Origin of the sequence: Streptomyces sp. NPDC092370, assembly GCF_044755265.1 — a bacterium.
GTDB lineage: Bacteria > Actinomycetota > Actinomycetes > Streptomycetales > Streptomycetaceae > Streptomyces.
In genome coordinates this window covers 151327-168300 of the sequence record NZ_JBIVQO010000012.1, presented here as the reverse complement: position 1 = coordinate 168300, position 16974 = coordinate 151327, and the positions used below count along the sequence as shown (strand labels likewise).

The window sequence follows — 16974 nt, the reverse complement described above, 5'->3', positions numbered from 1 at the left end:
GTGCGATCCCCCCATTGTGCGCCAGTCCGGTGAGCCCCTAGACGATTTCCGGGTCAAGGATCACAGGCCTGGCCGGGGGACCTTCGTCGAGCAGCGTGCGCAGCAGCCCGGCGAGTCTGGTCGGATACACCGTCTCATGTGCCCGGCTCAGTTCCGGACACGTCCACCAGCGCGCTCCGGCGACGCTGCGCCGTTCCAGCTCGGTCAGCCCGGCGGCGGCGACCGTCGTGCGGTCCGTGCGAGCCAGGTAGTACCACTCGTCCTGGTCCCAGCGGCGGCCCGCGAACGGGAAGGAGCACCTCCGCCGCCACAGCACCGGTCCGAGCTCCACCTCGGTGATACCCGTCTCCTCGGCGAGTTCCCGCAGGGCGGCCTGTTCACGGCTCTCCTCGCCCTCCACTCCCCCGCCGGGCGTGAACCACCAGTCGTCGGCCGGGTCGTCGGGCTCGTGTCCGTGCAGCAGGAGGATGCGGTCCTGCGGGTCGAGCAGCACGACCCGGGCGACCCTGCGCAGCCCGCCCCGGTAGGTGTCCTGGCTCGGCTCCACGGCCTCAGCGGACACCTGCGGGCTCCGAGCTCGCCCGTCGGGCCCGGGCGGCCGCGGAGCGCTTGGCGATGGGCCCGTAGGCGCCCCCGCCCAGGACGAGCACGGCGCCGACGATCACGAGAAGGGTGATCGTCCGCAGCGGGCCGGGCGAGGAGAGGGCGCCGAGCGGCTCGAAGCCGGTGGGGCGCTCCAGCATGCCCTTCATCGGCCACACGACGGCATCGACGCGGGCGTCCACGGCGGAGCGCGCCACCGTGCCGCTGGCGGCGTCGGTCAGGTGGGCGGTGGAGTCCACGGAGTTGCCGCGCTCGTCGCCGAGCAGGAAGAGACGGCCCTTGGGGACGGCCACGGTCGGGAAATTGCTCATCTCGGCCGGGGTGCCCTCGGGCAGGTACGTCTCGTCGATCTCCTTGCCGTTGACCTTCAGCCTGCCGTCCTGGCAGCAGGAGACCGTGTCACCGCCGACGGCGACCACGCGCTTGACCATCGGCGCGTTGGCCCAGGTCGCGTCCTTGAAGACGACGACGTCACCGCGGCGGACCTCGGCTCCGTCGACGCGCTGCGCCAGGATCCTCTCGCCCGCGTCGATCGTCGGGGTCATGGAACTGGTGGGGACCGTGTACGGCCGGTAGACCACCGCTCCCCAGGCGAAACCGCCGAGGAACAACACAAGGCCCAGTGCGACGGCCAGCCCGGACAACCGCTGTCCGGTCCGACTGCCCACCGGGCCCGTGCTCGGGCCACCGCTGCGCGGGGCCGTGTGCGTCATGCTCTCGCCACCCATGGGTCCGCACCCTACCCGGGGGTACCGGCCGGGGTCAGCCCATGGCCGGGATCACCGCTTCCGGCTACGCCACCACACCACCGGCACCACGCCAGCCAGGGCCAGGCCCTGCGGCGCGGCCGGCAAATCGGCGGCGGCCGGCTGGGCGTTCAGCCCGGACTGGTCGAAGGTGTCCGGGACCGGCAGGGTGTCCCAGCGGTTGATCGGCCAGGCGACGACGACGGCGCGTCCGACGACGTCCTTCACCGGGACCATGCCGTGGTTCTTGTCGGCCTGGTTGTAGCGGGAGTCCCGCGAGTTCTGCCGGTGGTCGCCCATGACCCAGATGAAGCCCTCGGGGATCTTCACCTTGAACTGGCCGCCCTGGTCGTCCTGGCTGCACGGCGTGTTGCCGGCGTAGACGTACGACCGCTCGTCCAGCGCCTTGCCGTTGACCGTGAGCGGGCCGGTGCCCTTGCACTGGATCGTGTCGCCGCCGACGCCGATGACGCGCTTAATGAGGTCCTTCTCCTCGGAGGACGGCATGAGGCCGATCCAGCTGAGGAAGGTCTGCAGGGCGTTCGGGTCCGTGGTGGGCTCGCCCGCCAGCCAGTTGTCCGGGTCGTGGAAGACGACGACCTCGCCGCGCTCCGGCTCGGACCCGAACCAGGGGGTGAGCTTGTCGACCAGGACCCGGTCACCCTGCTGGAGGGTGTTCTGCATCGAGTCGGAGGGGATGGAGAAGGCCTGCACCAGGAAGGTCTTGATCAGCAGCGCCAGTACCAGCGCGATACCGATCAGGATGGGCAGCTCCTTCCAGAAGGAACGCGGCTTCTTCGGTGTCCGGGCCGTGCCGCCCGGCCCCTGGTCCTCGGCTGTCGTGTGCTCGCCCGTCACCCTGTCGTCCTCGGCTGCCCCGGAGTCATTCCCGGAGGTCACGGCGCTGTCCGCGGCCGGGACGGCGGATTGCGCGGGGCGTCCGCGATGCTCCTCGCCGTCGTGTCCGGACCGTGCGCCAACCGCCACATCCCCCACGCCAACTCCTCACTCTGTGCCGCTGCCTGCCGCCGATACGGCGCAGGCCCACCACTCCCATAACGAGCGGGAGTTCCGCAGGGGTCGGGAGCTGGATCGTTCCGTTCGAATCGTAGGGGGCAACCCTATGCGACAGTTCGGGAGCAGCGGTCGACCCGGTGGCCGAGTCGGACACGGAGGCGTACGTATTCGGTTCCTCCAGCATGTTCCAGTGGCCGAAGGGCCAGGCGATGACCATGGCGCGGCCCACGACCTCGTCCTCGGAGACCGTGCCCCCGTAGTCGGTGTCCTGGTGGGCGCGGGAGTCCGCGGAATTGTTCCGGTGGTCGCCCATGACCCACAACCGCCCCTGGGGGACGGTGATGTCGAACGGCGTGTCGGACGGGGCGGCGCCGGGATGGAGGTAGTCCTCGATCAGCGGGACGCCGTTGACGGTGACGCGCCCCTGCGTGTCGCAGCACTTGACCCGGTCGCCACCGACGCCGACGACCCGCTTGATGAGGTCCTTCTCGTTCTCGGAGGGCAACAGGCCGATGAAGGTGAGCCCTTCCTTGACCTGCTTGACGACGATGGGGTCGGTCTTCTGCGTGGTCGGCTGCTCGTCCTTGAGCCAGCCTCCCGGGTCCTTGAACACGACGACGTCCCCGCGCTGCGGCTTCGAGCCGAACCACGGGGTGAGCTTGTCCACCAGGACGCGGTCGCCGATCTGGATCGTCTGCTCCATGGAGCCGGACGGGATGACGAAAGCCTGGACGAGGAACGTCTTCAGCACGAGCGCTATCAGGACGGCGACGCCCACCAGGAGCGGTATCTCCTTGACGGCACCGCGCCTGCGGCGCCGCTTGACCTTGCGCTGGAGCTTGCGGCGCTCGGCGCGCGTACGACCGCTGCCGGACGGGGCGGCGGCGCGCCGGACGCCGGTGGGCAGCAGGTTCTCCGCGGGGCCCGCGGGGACGCCACGCGGTTTGCCTCGGTTACCCATGGGCGCCCGCCCTCGCGGCCGCGGGCACGCGCGCGTAGGCGTCGGGGCGGTGCAGCCGGCCGGCGTGGCCGAAGGGCCAGACGATCCAGTCGGCGCGTCCGATCACCTCGCCGACGGGGATCATGCCGCCGCCGGGCGATCCGAGGTGGTCGCGGGAGTCGCTGGAGTCGCCGCGGTGGTCGCCGAGGACGAACAGGGCGCCCTCGGGCACGACGACGTCGAAGGGCACCGCGGACGGGCTGTCGCCGGGATACAGGAAGCCCGACTCGTCGACCGGCCGGCCGTTCACCTGGATCCTCCCCTCGCTGTCGCAGCAGACCACGTGGTCTCCCCCCACGCCGACAACGCGTTTGATGTAGTCCGCGTGCCCGAAGTACCCGGTCCCGTCGAACACGACGATGTCTCCCCGCTGCGGCGCGGCATCGAAACGGTACGCCAACCTATTTACGAGAACCCGGTCCCCGATCCTCAATCCCGGCTCCATGGATCCGCTGGGGATCTGGAACGGGCGCAGCACGAACGTGCTGAGCAGCAGCAGGAACAGCAGGCAGAGCAGCAGGGTGAGAGTGATCCGGCCGCCCGGGACCCAGGAGCTGACCCGCGCCACCAACGCGAAGCGCGACCGGTCCTCCGGCCCTGCGGCTTCCGAGGTCGTCGCCTCGGAACCGGAAGGGCGGGAGGAGCGGTCGCGCTCCGTCGGCTGTGCTTCGGTGTCCATCGGAGCCAGATGCTATCCGGCCCCGACGCGAACCCCGGAGAGCGCTCAGCTCTCGCGCTTCTCCTTGATCTTCGCGGCCTTGCCGCGCAGCTCGCGCAGGTAGTACAGCTTGGCGCGGCGGACGTCACCCTTGGTGACGAGCTCGATCTTCTCCACGATCGGGGTGTGCACCGGGAAGGTGCGCTCGACGCCGACGGAGAAGGAGACCTTGCGGACCGTGAAGGTCTCGCGCACGCCGGAGCCCTGGCGGCGGATCACGACGCCCTTGAACTGCTGCACACGGGAGCGGTTGCCCTCGATGACGCGGACGTGCACGTTGACCGTGTCGCCCGGGCGGAAGGCGGGGACGTCGCTGCGCAGCGACGCGGAGTCGACGGTGTCGAGCAGGTGAGACATTTCGTCTGCTTTCCTCGCTGATGCCACAGGTCATCAACGGAAACTAGGTCTTTCGGAATGTGGGTTGCGCGGGTCGGGGCGGACGTCGTCTCCCCCTGTGGCAGGGGCGCACGCCGGACGGACGCACAACAGCTGGCTATTCTTCCACGCCCTCGGTCCTGCGCCAAAATCGGCCGTACGGCTCCCCCGCCGGGTCCGGTGCCCACCCCAGGATGGAGAGCATCTCGCGGTCCTTCTTGTCGAAGGCCTTGGGGTCGCAGCGCTCGATGAGGTCGGGCCGGTGGGCGGTGGTGCGCTTCAGTGCCTCGTCGCGGCGCCAGCGGGCGATCTTGCCGTGGTGGCCGCTGAGCAGCACGTCGGGGATGTCGCGGCCGCGCCACTCGGGGGGCTTGGTGTAGACGGGCCCCTCCAGCAGGTTCGCCATGGCGCCGGGGGCGAAGGAGTCGTCCCGGTGGGACTCGGCGTTGCCCAGGACACCGGGCAGCAGCCGCGCCACGGCCTCCGTGACGACGAGGACGGCGGCCTCGCCGCCGGCCAGGACGTAGTCGCCGATGGACACCTCGTAGACCGGCATCCGGGTCGCGTACTCGTCGACGACGCGGCGGTCGATGCCCTCGTAGCGGGCCGGCGCGAAGATCAGCCACGGGCGCTCGGAGAGGTGGACGGCGAGTTCCTGGGTGAAGGGGCGGCCGCTGGGCGTGGGCACGATGAGGGCGGGCGCCCGGGAGCCCGTCTCGTAGCCGTCGGCCAGGACGGAGTCCAGCGCGTCCCCCCACGGCTCGGTCTTCATGACCATGCCGGGGCCGCCGCCGTACGGGGTGTCGTCGACCGTGTTGTGGCGGTCGTAGGTCCAGGAGCGCAGGTCGTGGATGTGCACGCCGAGCTGTCCCCGCGCGCGCGCCTTGCCGACGAGGGAGACGTTCAGCGGTTCCAGGTACTCGGGGAAGATCGTGACGACGTCGAGGCGCATTACGGCTCTTCCCGGCTGGAGGCGATCTCGGCACGGTCGTCGATCAGACCGGGCGGCGGGGTGATGACGGCCCTCTGCTCCTCCAGGTCGATCTCGGCGACGATCTCCTCGACGAAGGGGATCAGCACCTCGCTGCCGTCGGGGCGCTCCACGATGAACAGGTCCTGCGAGGGCAGGTGGGAGATCTCCGTGATCCGGCCGACCTCGGTGCCGTCCGCGGTGACCACGTCGAGGTCGATGAGCTGGTGGTCGTAGTACTCGTCCTCGTCCTCGGGACGTTCCTCCGGATCGACCTCGGCGATCAGGAGGGTGTTGCGCAGGGCCTCGGCGCCGCTGCGGTCGCTGACGCCTTCGAAGCGCAGCAGGAGGCGGCCGCTGTGGACGCGGCCCGTCTCGATGGTGAGCGGTCCCGTGGTGGCGGGATCGGTGGCGAGCACGGCACCGGGGGCGAGTCTCAGCTCCGGTTCGTCGGTCCGTACCTCGACGGTGACCTCACCCTTGATGCCATGGGCACGGCCGATCCGTGCGACTACCAGCTGCACGTGTCCAAGTCTCCTGTCATACAGCGACGGGCCGGGGACGGCCCTCAGGCCCTCCCCGGCCCGAGCCGGTTGCGATAGGCGTCAGCGGACGTGGTCCACGTCGACGAGGTCGACGCGGACACCGCGACCGCCGATGGCGCCCACGACGGTACGCAGGGCGCGTGCGGTGCGGCCGTTGCGGCCGATCACCTTGCCGAGGTCGTCCGGGTGGACCCGGACCTCGAGCACGCGACCGCGGCGCAGGTTGCGCGAGGCGACCTGCACATCGTCAGGGTTGTCGACGATGCCCTTCACGAGGTGCTCGAGAGCCTCCTCGAGCATGCTCAGGCCTCGGTCGAAGCGGACTCAGCGGCGGCCTCGTCCTTCTTCTCAGCCTTCTTCTTCTGGGTGATCGCCTCACCCTTGCCCTCGTCGTCGCCGCCGATGGCCTCGAACGACGGACGCGCGGCCTTCTCCGGCTGCGTCAGCAGCGGAGCCGGGGCGGGCTCGCCCTTGAACTTCTGCCAGTCGCCGGTCTTCTTGAGGATGGCCATCACGGGCTCGGTCGGCTGAGCGCCGACACCGAGCCAGTACGCCACGCGCTCGGCGTCGACCTCGATCACCGACGGGTTGTACGTCGGGTGGTACTTGCCGATCTCCTCGATGGCCCGGCCGTCACGGCGGGTACGGGAGTCGGCGACGACGATGCGGTAGTGAGGCGAACGGATCTTGCCCAGACGCTTCAGCTTGATCTTGACTGCCACGGGAGTGGGTTCTCCTGGTTTTGACGTGGTTGGGCACGGCGGGAAAAGCCGCGTGGGGTTGCGGTACCCGAGTGCCCGATGGACGCGTCAGCCGGAGGCGAGAGGGTTCCTGTGCGGCTGTCGAGTACAGCTAGCCATTGTGCCACACCCTGTGGGTCCCTCCGGGCCGGGGGCATGAGCCGCTGCGCGGGCACGCCGAAAGCGCACCCGGCGTGGAGGTGAAGCCGTCGGGTGCGCCTCACGGCCCGATCCTGCGCCACTGACCGGCAGCCACGAGATGCCGGTGGAGGGCGTCAGCTCGCTACCGCTCCCACGACGTCCGGGATCCGGAACGGCTTGCCGCAGCCGCCGCAGACGATGGGGGCCTGGGCGAGGACGGACGGGACGACCCGGACGTTGCGGCCGCAGTCGCAGACCGCCTTGACCCGGACGCCGCCGCCGGAGGAGCCGTGGCGGGCGGCCGGGCCCCGGAAGGTGCGGGAGGTGTCGGAGGAGGTCGCGACGGTGTGGGCCTTCAGGGCCCGCTGGAGGCGTTCCATGGTCGGGCGGTAACGGCGCTTCGCCTCGGGGGTGAGCGTGACCAGGGAGAAGCCGCTGCTGGGATGCGGTTCCTCGGGGTGGTCCAGGCCCAGCTCCTCGGCGATCGCGAGGAATCTGCGGTTGTGGTAGCGGCCGGCACGGGAGGTGTCGCGGACGCCGCGCGCGGCGGCGATGCCATGGACTGCCTCATGGAGCAGTCGCTCGAAGGAGAGCTCGTGACCGCACGCGGACGACGACTCCCCGATCAGGGACTCTGGCGCGGCAAGGTCGGGCAGCTCGGGGTGGTACCGCTGAATGTCGGCCCACGCCTGTGCCAGCTCTGCGGCGAGTACAGGTGGTGTCTGTGTCGTGCTCACGTAATGACAACGAGCCGGGGTGCCCCGGTGTTCCGATTCCGGGCCATCCCAAATAATTTGCACGTACCCGTCAGTTGCCTCTGATGCGTCCCGACGAGGGCGGGTGCGCTGATCTGGGGAGAAGCCTCACAGCTCGCCACAAGGTGGTGCGTAGTTCCGCGTACGCGCCGGCGCGTAGAGCGCATACGCGCGCCGGTGCACCAGGGATCCGCCGATACGCAAGAGGCGTTTCGGTCACCTCGCGCCCCGCTCGGTCGGCGCGGGCACTCCTTGGTGAGCGCGTGCGACGACCGCGAGGTTACCCGGTGCGCCGCCGGCGTCCGGCACCGACCCGCCCCCCTGCGGCCGGACACCGTGCGGCCGCCGCGCCATCGGGGCGCCCGGGTTGCCGGAATGTGAAATCTCGCCATAGGCACATGACAACTCACGAACCGGGCCGCATCCCACTGGACGACAGGTCGAGGGGGGAGTTACCTGGCATACGGGGGTAGTGCGAGCGCACTGTCACGGGGGCCATGGAATCGGGCAAGAGGCAACTCTCGGCGGATTGGGGCGCTTACTTATGACACCTACGCTCGTGCGGCAGCACCTGCCTCACGCGGGGACCGCACCCCGCGTGGATGTACGTGCACGCGCGCGTGACTGGTCCGAGATCCAGGAGCGGATGCTCGTACCGCTCTACGAGGCCGTCTACGAGCGACTGGAAGTGGGTCCCGCCACGCGGCTGCTCGGCCTCGGCTGCGGTTCCGGGCTCTCCCTGCTCATGGCCGCCACCCGGGGAGCGGCGGTCACCGGTGTCGACGCTTCCCCCGAAAGAATGGCCCTCGCACGGGAGCGGCTGCTCCCCGAGGCGCCGGGTGCACGTCCGCGTCCGCGCACCCGGCTGGTCGACGGCTCGCCGCGGGACACCGCGGAGCCGGGCGCTCCGGGGTACACCCTGGTGACCGCCTTCGAGCCGATCGGGTGCCTCGCGGGTGACTCGGAGGGGCTGGGCGGACTGCTCGAGGAGGCCACGCCGCTCGCCCAGCGCGGTGCGGCCGTGGTACTGGCCGGCTGGGGCCCGCCGGAGCGCTGCGCGACGGCGTCCGTGATGCGGGTGGCCACGAAGCTGGCGGAGCCGTTGCGCGCCTCGGGCAGCTGGCGTCCCGCCTGCCGGGACGATCTGGAGGACGTCGCCCAGCGGGCCGGGCTCAAGCCGGACGGGTCGGGGCGGGTGGCGTGCCCCTTCGGCTACGCCGACGTGGACAGCGCGGTACGCGGCCTGAAGTCGACGGGGCTGTTCGACGCGGCGATGACGGCGACGGACCAGGTGCAGGTGGACAAGGAACTGACCGAGGCCCTGCATCCGCACCAGCGGCAGGACGGGACGGTGTGGATGCCGAACGTGTTCCGCTATCTGATCGCCAGGACGCCCTGAGTCCCTGAAGCCCTGAAGCCCTGACGGACAGGCTTCCGACGCGGGCGTGAAGGGCACGAGGAAAGCACCGGGGGCCCGGCGCAGGAGGCCGACGCGGACACCGAGGCGGAGGCGGCGAAGGCGAGGGGCGCCCCCCGAGAAAAGGGGGCGCCCCTCACCGCGGTTCCGGGCGGGTCGTCAGCCCATGAACTTCTTGAACTCGTCGGGGAGTTCGAAGTCCTTGCCGCCCTGCTGCGGCAGCCCGAACGCGTTGCCGCCCTCGGCCGCGGCGGCCCGGCGGGCGGCCTCCTCCTGCTCCTGCTGCTTGCGCTTCATCGGGTTGCCGGAGCGCTGCTTGCCCTTGGCCTGCTTCTGCTTCTTCTTCGTCCGGCCCGGACCGCCACCCATGCCGGGCATCCCCGGCATCCCGGGCATGCCGCCGCCCTGGGCCATGCGGGACATCATCTTGCGGGCCTCGAAGAACCGCTCGACCAGGTTCTTGACCGCGCTGACCTCGACGCCGGAGCCCTTGGCGATACGGGCGCGGCGCGAGCCGTTGATGATCGTCGGCTCCTGGCGCTCGGCCGGGGTCATCGACTTGATGATGGCGGCCGTGCGGTCGACGTCCCGCTCGTCGAGGTTGTTGATCTGGTCCTTCATCTGGCCCATGCCCGGCAGCATGCCGAGCAGCTTGGAGAGGGAGCCCATCTTGCGGACCTGCTCCATCTGGGCCAGGAAGTCGTCCAGGGTGAAGTCCTGGCCCTTCTTGGACGCCAGCTTCGAGGCCATCTTCTCGGCCTCTTCCTGGCTGAACGTCTTCTCCGCCTGCTCGATCAGGGTGAGCAGGTCACCCATGTCGAGGATGCGGGAAGCCATCCGGTCAGGGTGGAACGCGTCGAAGTCGTCGAGCTTCTCGCCGTTCGACGCGAACATGATCGGCTTGCCGGTGATCTGCCGGATCGACAGGGCCGCACCACCGCGGGCGTCACCGTCGAGCTTGGAGAGCACCACGCCGTCGAAGCCGACACCGTCACGGAAGGCCTCGGCGGTGTTGACGGCGTCCTGGCCGATCATCGCGTCGACGACGAACAGGATCTCGTCCGGGGAGACGGCGTCGCGGATGTCCGCGGCCTGCCGCATCATCTCCTGGTCGATGCCGAGGCGGCCGGCGGTGTCCACGATCACGATGTCGTGGACCTTGGTCCTTGCGTGCTCGATGGAGTCCTTGGCGACCTTGACCGGGTCACCGACGCCGTTGCCCGGCTCGGGGGCGTAGACCGCGACACCGGCGCGCTCGGCGACGACGCTGAGCTGGTTGACGGCGTTGGGGCGCTGGAGGTCACAGGCGACCAGCAGCGGCGAGTGTCCCTGCTCCTTGAGCCAGTGGCCGAGCTTGCCCGCGAGGGTCGTCTTACCGGCACCCTGCAGACCCGCCAGCATGATCACGGTGGGCGGCTGCTTGGCGAAGCGCAGGCGCCGGGTCTCACCGCCGAGGATGGTCACGAGTTCGTCGTTGACGATCTTGAGGACCTGCTGGGCGGGGTTGAGCGCCTTGCTGACCTCGGCGCCGAGGGCGCGCTCCTTGACGTTCTTGATGAACGTCCGGACGACGGGAAGCGCCACGTCCGCCTCGAGGAGCGCGATCCGGATCTCGCGCGCCGTGGCGTCGATGTCCGCCTCGGAGAGCCGTCCCTTGCCGCGCAGGTTCTTGAAGGTCGCTGAGAGGCGATCGGAAAGAGTATCGAACACGGCGCTCGCGGTCCTCGGGGTCGGTGGCTACAGGGAATCGCCCTCCAGGGTATCCCGGCGTGACAAGTCGCCGGGTCGGCCTCAGCCCCGCAGTGTCTCCTCCAGCTTCCGCGCCACGGATGCCGCCTCCTCCCCGGGCAGGGGCGCGCCCTCCGGCCCGGTCACGTAGAAGGCGTCGACGGCGTTGGCGCCGAGCGTGGAGACGTGCGCGCTGCGTACCCGCACGCTCGCGTCCTCCAGGGCACGGCCGATGCGGAACAGCAGCCCCGGGGCGTCCTGGGAGCGGACCTCGATGACCGTGGCCAGCCGGGAGGCGGCCGGGTGGACGGACACCCGGGCCGCCGGCGCGATCACGCCCCGGCGGCGCGGATAGGCCGCGTCCCGTTCGGCGAGGCGGCCGGCGATGTCCAGGGAGCCGTCCAGGGCCCGGACGAGGTCCGCGCGCAGCCGGGCGGCCTGCGGCAGGGAGCCGTACTCGGCGGCGACCCGCCAGTCCAGCAGCAGGACGGAGCCCTCGACACCGTCCGGGAGGTGCAGGGAGCGCAGTTCCGCGGTCCGTACGGTCAGCCGGTGCATGGCGAGGACACCGGCCACCGCCGGCAGCACCCCGGGCTGGTCGGGGACGGCGATGAGCAGCTCCACGCCGAGCGGCTCGGGGTCGCCGGACGGTTCCTGCCCGGCGGGCGGCTCGGTCTGCGCCCGCAGGGCGAGCACCGGGCTGCCCGTCGCGGCCGCCTCCAGGGCGAGGCGCTCCTGCTCGGCGGTCGGCGCGGCCTCCTCGGGGTCGTCCGGCGCGTCTCCGGCGAGCACCGCCGAGACCCGCTTGACCAGGTCCGCGACGAGGGAGCCGCGCCAGGACGACCAGGCGGCCGGGCCGGTCGCGAGGGCGTCGGCCTCGGTGAGCGCGTGCAGCAGCTCCAGGGTGCCCTGGGAGCCGACGGCCTCGGCGACCGCGCGCACGGTGGCAGGGTCCTCCAGGTCGCGCCGGGTGGCGGTGTCGATGAGCAGCAGGTGGTGGCGTACGAGGGTGGCGACGACGGTCACGTCGTGGCGGTCGAAGCCGATGCGGGCGGCGACGTCCTTGGCGATGATCTCGCCCGCGACCGAGTGGTCGCCGGGCCAGCCCTTGCCGATGTCGTGCAGCAGCGCGGCGACCAGCAGCAGGTCGGGGCGGCTGACCCGGCGGGTGAACTCGGAGGCGCACACCGCCGTCTCGATCAGGTGCCGGTCGACGGTCCACAGGTGCACGGCGTTGCGCTGCGGGCGGCAGCGGACCCGCTCCCAGTCGGGCAGCAGCCGGGTGATCAGCCCCTCCGCCTCCAGCGCCTCCCAGACCTCGATGGTGGGGCGGCCGGAGCCGAGCAGGGTGACGAGCTGTTCGCGGGCCTCGGCGGGCCAGGGCGTGGGCAGCGGGCGCACGGTGGCCGCCAGGCGCCGTACGGCGTGCAACGAGAGCGGGAGTCCGGCCTGCGCGGCGGCGGCCGCGGCGCGCAGCGGCAGTACCGGGTCGCGCTCGGGGCGCGCGGCCCGGGCGAGCACCACCTCGCCGTCCTGCTCGACCACGCCCTCGGCCAGCGGGGACCGCTCGGCGGTCGGCTTCCCGCCGCCCAGCATGGCGCGCAGCCGGGGTCGCACGGCGCGCGACCGCAGGACGCGTCCCACCTCGCGCCAGGTGACATCGCTGGCGTACGACACGAGCCGCGCCGCCTCGTACACCTGCCGGAGCAGGGTGTCCGCGTCGAGCAGGCCGAGCTCGGCGGCCACCTGGTCCTGCTCCTGGAGGGCGAGCCGGTCGGTCGCCCGCCCAGTGGCCAGGTGCAGGGCGTCCCGGACGTCGAGCAGCCGGCGCCGGGCGTCGGCGAGGCCCTCGCGGGGGGCGTCGGCGAGCCAGGAGGCGGCGACGGCCCGCAGGGCGGTGGCGTCCCGCAGCCCGCCACGGGCCTCCTTCAGGTCGGGCTCCAGCAGGTACTGCAACTCGCCCTGGCGTTCGGCACGCTCGGCGCACAGTTCCTGGAGCTCGGGGAGGCGTTTGGGCGCTTGGTTGCGCCAGTCGGCCAGGACGGCGGTGCGCAGTCCCGCGGTGAGCCCGAGGTCACCGGCGACGTGCCGGGCGTCGAGCAGGCCGAGCTGCACCTTGAGGTCCTCGCCCGCGGTCTTGCGGGCCTCGGCGGGTGTGCGGACGGAGTGGTCGAGGGCCAGGCCCAGGTCCCAGACGGGGTACCAGAGCCGGTCGGCCAGGGCGGCGACCGCCTTGGCGTCGCTGCCGTCGTGCAGCAGGAGCAGGTCGAGGTCGCTGCGCGGGGACAGCTCTCCGCGCCCGTAGCCGCCGACGGCGACCAGGGAGGCCCCGCGCAGCCCCTCCGCGCCCGCGGTGAACAGGCCGGTCAGCCAGTCGTCCGTCAATTCGGCCAGGGCCGCACGGCGCGGCGGCCCGGACCGCGTCTCCTCGGTGAGGAGACGCAGCCGGGCCGCCGCGTAGCCGCTGGGTCCCGAGTCCTCTGCTTCCTTCTGCACGTCCGTACCCGTCACCCAGTGGCTCCTGTTCCGTCGTCCTGCCTCAGAGCGCGTCGGGACCGCGCTCGCCGGTCCTGACCCGTACGGCCGTCTCGACCGGGATGGACCAGACCTTGCCGTCACCGATCTTGCCGGTGCGGGCCGCCTTGACCACCACGTCGATCAGCTGCTCGGCGTCGTCGTCCTCGACCAGGACCTCGATGCGGATCTTGGGGACGAGGTCGACGGTGTACTCGGCACCGCGGTAGACCTCGGTGTGGCCCCTCTGACGACCGTAGCCGCTGGCCTCGGTGACCGTCAGGCCGTGTACTCCGAAGGCCTGCAGGGCCTCCTTGATCTCGTCGAGCCGGTGCGGCTTCACGACGGCGGTGATGAGCTTCATGCGTCCACCTTCTTGCTCGCGGCTGCGGCGACCGGGGCCGTGACGGCCGTCTTGGCGGCGCCGCCACCGGCACCGCTGAAGTCGTATGCGGTCTCGGCGTGCTCGGCCTGGTCGATGCCGGCGACCTCGTCGTCCTCGGGAACCCGCATGCCCATGGTCTTGTCGAGGATGAAGGCGAGGATCGCGGAGACGATCAGGGAGTAGGCGAGCACCGCGAAGACACCGGCGCACTGCTTCCAGAACTGGGTCAGGCCGCCGCCGTAGAAGAGGCCCTCGACCTCGGACTGGCCCTTGCCGCTGGCGAAGAAGCCGATCAGCAGGGAGCCGAGGACACCGCCGACCAGGTGGACGCCGACGACGTCGAGGGAGTCGTCGTAGCCGAACCTGTACTTCAGGCCGACGGCCATGGCGCACAGCACACCGGCGATGGCGCCGACGGCGATCGCGCCGAGCGGGGTGACCGCGCCGCCGGCGGGGGTGATGGCGACCAGGCCCGCGACCGCGCCGGAGGCGGCACCCAGCGTGGTGAAGGCGCCGTGGCGGATCTTCTCGTAGAGCAGCCAGGCCAGCATGGCGGCGGCGGTGGCGACCTGGGTGTTGACGAACATCAGCGCGCCGACGCCGTCGTCGTTGCCGAGCCAGGAGCCGGCGTTGAAGCCGAACCAGCCGAACCACAGCAGACCGGCGCCGAGCATGACCAGCGGCAGGCTGTGCGGGCGCATCGGGTCCTTCTTGAAGCCGACGCGCTTGCCGATGACGAGGATCACGCCGAGCGCCGCGGCACCGGCGTTGATGTGCACCGCCGTACCACCGGCGAAGTCGATGACGCCCATTTCGAAGGCCCAGCCTCCGGCGCCCCACACCCAGTGCGCGACCGGGAAGTAGACGACCGTGGCCCACAGGGCGATGAACAGCGCCCAGGCGCTGAACTTCACGCGGTCCGCGAGGGCACCGCTGATCAGGGCGGGCGTGATGATCGCGAACATCAGCTGGAAGACCAGGAACACGAACACCGGAATCGTGTAGCCGGGCCACAGCTCCGTCAGGCCGATGTTGCCGAGGCCGACCCAGTCGGAGTTCCAGCCGATGAGGCTGGCGGAGTCGGTGCCGAACGCCATGGAGAAGCCGTACAGCACCCACAGGATGGTGACGATCCCGAGGCTGATGAAGCTCATCATCAGCATGTTCAGGGTGCTCTTGACGCGGACCATGCCTCCGTAGAAGAAGGCCAGACCCGGCGTCATGAGCATCACCAGGGCGGAACAGATGAGCATGAACCCTGTGTTCGCGGCAGACAGCTTGGGCGCTTCTGCGGCAAGGGTGATGGCTGGTGCCATCGGCGTCTCCTCGTCATTGGTACGGCCCCGTGCGGGCGAAGCCTCGAGCGGAATGAGGGGTGGGCCGGTTATGCGCCACGAGATTGGCGCAGCGCGGTTTCGGTGGAAGCCCCTCGTTGTTTCGCGGCCGTGACGAAGGCGCGTGCTGTGTTACGCCTCGATGAACTGCCGGATTGCGGGCGCGCCGATCGTTATCGTGGCGCAACCTTCGGTTTCGGGCAGCCGCGGGCACCCGGACCGGCCGCGGCCGGCCTTCCGATGACCTGGCATGGGGGAGCCGAGTCGGGCAGTTCGGGAGGGCCGGCCGCGGCCGGGGTTCCGGAGTCGGGTCGTGCGGCTTGATCAGACCGCTTCGGCTGCGGTCTCGGGCAGTTCGGCGGCGAGCCGCTCGGTGAGATCGACGACCTCGCCGAGGTCACCGAAGTCGCGTGCGGCCGTGTCGACCGTCTTGCGGATACGGGTGTTGACGCGCTCGGAGCGGACCTTCTTGGCGACCTGCATGGCCTCGGCCGCGAAGACCGTGCTCTGCCCGGGCTCGCGCTGGAGGAGGTGCACCGTGGCCATGCCGATGAGGTTCAGTGCGTACGACCGCTGGTGCTCGCCGTCCTCGGCGAAGAGCTCCACCGCTCGCTGCATCAGCGGCTCGGCCAGCGAGGCGTAGGTGGGGCTGCGCCCGGCGACGTATGCCAGATCGCGGTAGGAGTGGGAGTTCTCGCCGTACAGCTCGGCCTCGGAGAAGAAGCGGATCCAGTCGGGGTCGGGTTCGTCCCACTCGTCGGCCTCGGAGAAGGTGTCCTCGGCCATCCGGACCGCCCGCTTGCACTTGCCGGGCTGCCCCATGTTGGCGTAGGCGCGGGCCTCCATCGCATACAGCATCGACTGGGTGCGCGGGCTCGCGCAGTCCCGGCTGCCGTACTGCGCGAGGTGGATCAGCTCCAGCGCGTCGTCGGGGCGCCCGAGGTGGATCATCTGGCGGCTCATGCTGGACAGCACGTAGGAGCCGAGGGGCCGGTCACCGGCTTCCTTGGAGGCGTGCAGCGCGAGGACGAAGTACTTCTGCGCGGTCGGCTGGAGCCCGATGTCGTACGACATCCAGCCGGCCAGCTCGGCGAGCTCGGCGGCGACCTTGAACAGCCGCCGGGTCGTGGCCTCGGGCTGGGGTTCCTGGAGGAGGTCCGTCACCTCGTGCAGCTGCCCGACGACCGCCTTGCGGCGCAGGCCGCCGCCGCACTGGGCGTCCCACTGCCGGAACATCATCGTGGTGGACTCCAGCAGGTCCAGCTCCGGCTTGGAGAGCCGGCCGCGGGCGCGTCCCGAACCGGGGTCGGGCTCGGAACGCGGGGCCGGCGGCGAGGGGACGAGCCAGCGCTGCATGGGTTCGATGAGGGCCGGGCCCGCGGACAGGACCAGCGAGCTCCCGAGGAAGCCGCGCCGCGCCAGCATCAGGTCGCTGCGCGAGAACTCGCTGAGCAGGGCCACGGTCTGCGGGCCCGTCCAGGGCAGGTCGACGCCGGTCGTGGAGGGTGACTGGCGCGCGGTGCGCAGCCCCAGGTCCTCGACGGAGACGACGACGCCGAAGCGCTCCGAGAACAGCTCGGACAGGATCCTGGGGATCGGTTCGCGGGGGTTCTCGCCGTCGAGCCAGCGGCGCACGCGGGAGGTGTCCGTGGAGATGTGGTTGGCGCCCAACTGCCGTGCCCTGCGGTTGACCTGGCGGGCCAGCTCGCCCTTGGACCAGCCGCTGCGCACGAACCAGGAGGTGAGCAGCTCGTTCGGGCGCTTGTCAGCGTGCGTCGCGCTCGCAGCGTTCGTCGCGCTTCCGCCGTTGCCGCTCACTGGAACGCCCCCATCCCTGAGACCACTTGCCGCCGAGTGCGCCAAGCCCCATCAGCATGCCGGTTCGCACTGCCGTCCGTCCGGCCCTTGTCACCCTTCGAACGGAATGACGACTTGCCTCCGGCATACCCGCGAGCGCATGTGCCCCCAGGTCTCGTGCACACAGAG

General features: G+C 71.0%; 17 protein-coding genes. 1 reads left to right on the top strand and 16 read right to left on the bottom strand.

What is annotated here, in order from left to right:
* Positions 1–37 precede the first annotated feature (37 nt).
* The 11 genes from ACIQHQ_RS30445 to ACIQHQ_RS30395 form a co-directional block, all read right to left on the bottom strand.
* On the bottom strand, positions 38–562 hold the full coding sequence (locus tag ACIQHQ_RS30445) for an NUDIX hydrolase (RefSeq protein ID WP_402617842.1): 525 nt from the start codon (positions 560–562) through the stop codon (positions 38–40).
* Positions 552–1331, bottom strand: a complete 780-nt coding sequence (lepB, locus tag ACIQHQ_RS30440; RefSeq protein ID WP_402617839.1) for a signal peptidase I — start codon at positions 1329–1331, stop codon at positions 552–554. Before lepB (ACIQHQ_RS30440) ends, ACIQHQ_RS30445 begins: the two co-directional genes overlap by 11 nt.
* Before the next feature lie 51 nt (positions 1332–1382).
* On the bottom strand, positions 1383–2345 hold the full coding sequence (gene lepB / locus ACIQHQ_RS30435) for a signal peptidase I (protein ID WP_402617836.1): 963 nt from the start codon (positions 2343–2345) through the stop codon (positions 1383–1385).
* Positions 2233–3327 (bottom strand): signal peptidase I, encoded by a 1095-nt coding sequence (lepB, locus tag ACIQHQ_RS30430; protein ID WP_402617833.1) that lies wholly within the window; start codon positions 3325–3327, stop codon positions 2233–2235. Before lepB (ACIQHQ_RS30430) ends, lepB (ACIQHQ_RS30435) begins: the two co-directional genes overlap by 113 nt.
* Complete coding sequence (gene lepB / locus ACIQHQ_RS30425) at positions 3320–4045, bottom strand: signal peptidase I (RefSeq protein WP_402617830.1); 726 nt, start codon at positions 4043–4045, stop codon at positions 3320–3322. The genes lepB (ACIQHQ_RS30430) and lepB (ACIQHQ_RS30425) overlap by 8 nt, the downstream gene beginning before the upstream one ends.
* A 45-nt stretch (positions 4046–4090) precedes the next feature.
* On the bottom strand, positions 4091–4441 hold the full coding sequence (gene rplS / locus ACIQHQ_RS30420; RefSeq protein ID WP_003993262.1) for a 50S ribosomal protein L19: 351 nt from the start codon (positions 4439–4441) through the stop codon (positions 4091–4093).
* A gap of 136 nt (positions 4442–4577) precedes the next feature.
* Positions 4578–5411: a tRNA (guanosine(37)-N1)-methyltransferase TrmD gene (gene trmD / locus ACIQHQ_RS30415; RefSeq protein ID WP_402617827.1), complete on the bottom strand. Its 834-nt coding sequence runs from the start codon at positions 5409–5411 to the stop codon at positions 4578–4580.
* Complete coding sequence (gene rimM, locus ACIQHQ_RS30410; RefSeq protein WP_402617825.1) at positions 5411–5953, bottom strand: ribosome maturation factor RimM; 543 nt, start codon at positions 5951–5953, stop codon at positions 5411–5413. The genes trmD and rimM overlap by 1 nt, the downstream gene beginning before the upstream one ends.
* Positions 5954–6034: 81 nt before the next feature.
* A complete protein-coding gene (locus ACIQHQ_RS30405; protein ID WP_003973401.1) occupies positions 6035–6274 on the bottom strand; it encodes an RNA-binding protein in 240 nt (79 codons plus the stop codon).
* Positions 6275–6276: 2 nt separating this feature from the next.
* Positions 6277–6696: a 30S ribosomal protein S16 gene (rpsP, locus tag ACIQHQ_RS30400; protein WP_010044494.1), complete on the bottom strand. Its 420-nt coding sequence runs from the start codon at positions 6694–6696 to the stop codon at positions 6277–6279.
* Between the two features lie 293 nt (positions 6697–6989).
* Positions 6990–7592, bottom strand: coding sequence for a hypothetical protein (locus ACIQHQ_RS30395; protein WP_402617821.1), 603 nt, complete (start codon positions 7590–7592; stop codon positions 6990–6992).
* A 562-nt stretch (positions 7593–8154) separates the two neighbouring features.
* Between ACIQHQ_RS30395 and ACIQHQ_RS30390 the strand changes: the two genes are divergently transcribed.
* A complete protein-coding gene (locus ACIQHQ_RS30390) occupies positions 8155–9009 on the top strand; it encodes a methyltransferase domain-containing protein (protein WP_402617818.1) in 855 nt (284 codons plus the stop codon).
* Between the two features lie 177 nt (positions 9010–9186).
* On the opposite strand, the gene ffh is transcribed toward ACIQHQ_RS30390, so the two are convergent.
* The 5 genes from ffh to ACIQHQ_RS30365 all read right to left on the bottom strand — a co-directional run bounded on the left by ffh (position 9187) and on the right by ACIQHQ_RS30365 (position 16806).
* Positions 9187–10737 (bottom strand): signal recognition particle protein, encoded by a 1551-nt coding sequence (gene ffh, locus ACIQHQ_RS30385; protein ID WP_402617815.1) that lies wholly within the window; start codon positions 10735–10737, stop codon positions 9187–9189.
* An 81-nt stretch (positions 10738–10818) separates the two neighbouring features.
* The gene (locus ACIQHQ_RS30380; RefSeq protein WP_402617812.1) at positions 10819–13266 is read right to left on the bottom strand and encodes a [protein-PII] uridylyltransferase; all 2448 of its coding nucleotides are present in this window, start codon (positions 13264–13266) and stop codon (positions 10819–10821) included.
* A gap of 28 nt (positions 13267–13294) precedes the next feature.
* Positions 13295–13633 (bottom strand): P-II family nitrogen regulator, encoded by a 339-nt coding sequence (locus tag ACIQHQ_RS30375; RefSeq protein WP_030231663.1) that lies wholly within the window; start codon positions 13631–13633, stop codon positions 13295–13297.
* A complete protein-coding gene (locus ACIQHQ_RS30370; RefSeq protein WP_402617809.1) occupies positions 13630–14970 on the bottom strand; it encodes an ammonium transporter in 1341 nt (446 codons plus the stop codon). Before ACIQHQ_RS30370 ends, ACIQHQ_RS30375 begins: the two co-directional genes overlap by 4 nt.
* A 342-nt stretch (positions 14971–15312) precedes the next feature.
* Positions 15313–16806 carry a hypothetical protein gene (locus tag ACIQHQ_RS30365; protein WP_402617806.1) on the bottom strand — a complete coding sequence of 498 codons (1494 nt, stop codon included), beginning with the start codon at positions 16804–16806 and terminating at the stop codon, positions 15313–15315.
* Between the last annotated feature and the right edge of the window lie 168 nt (positions 16807–16974).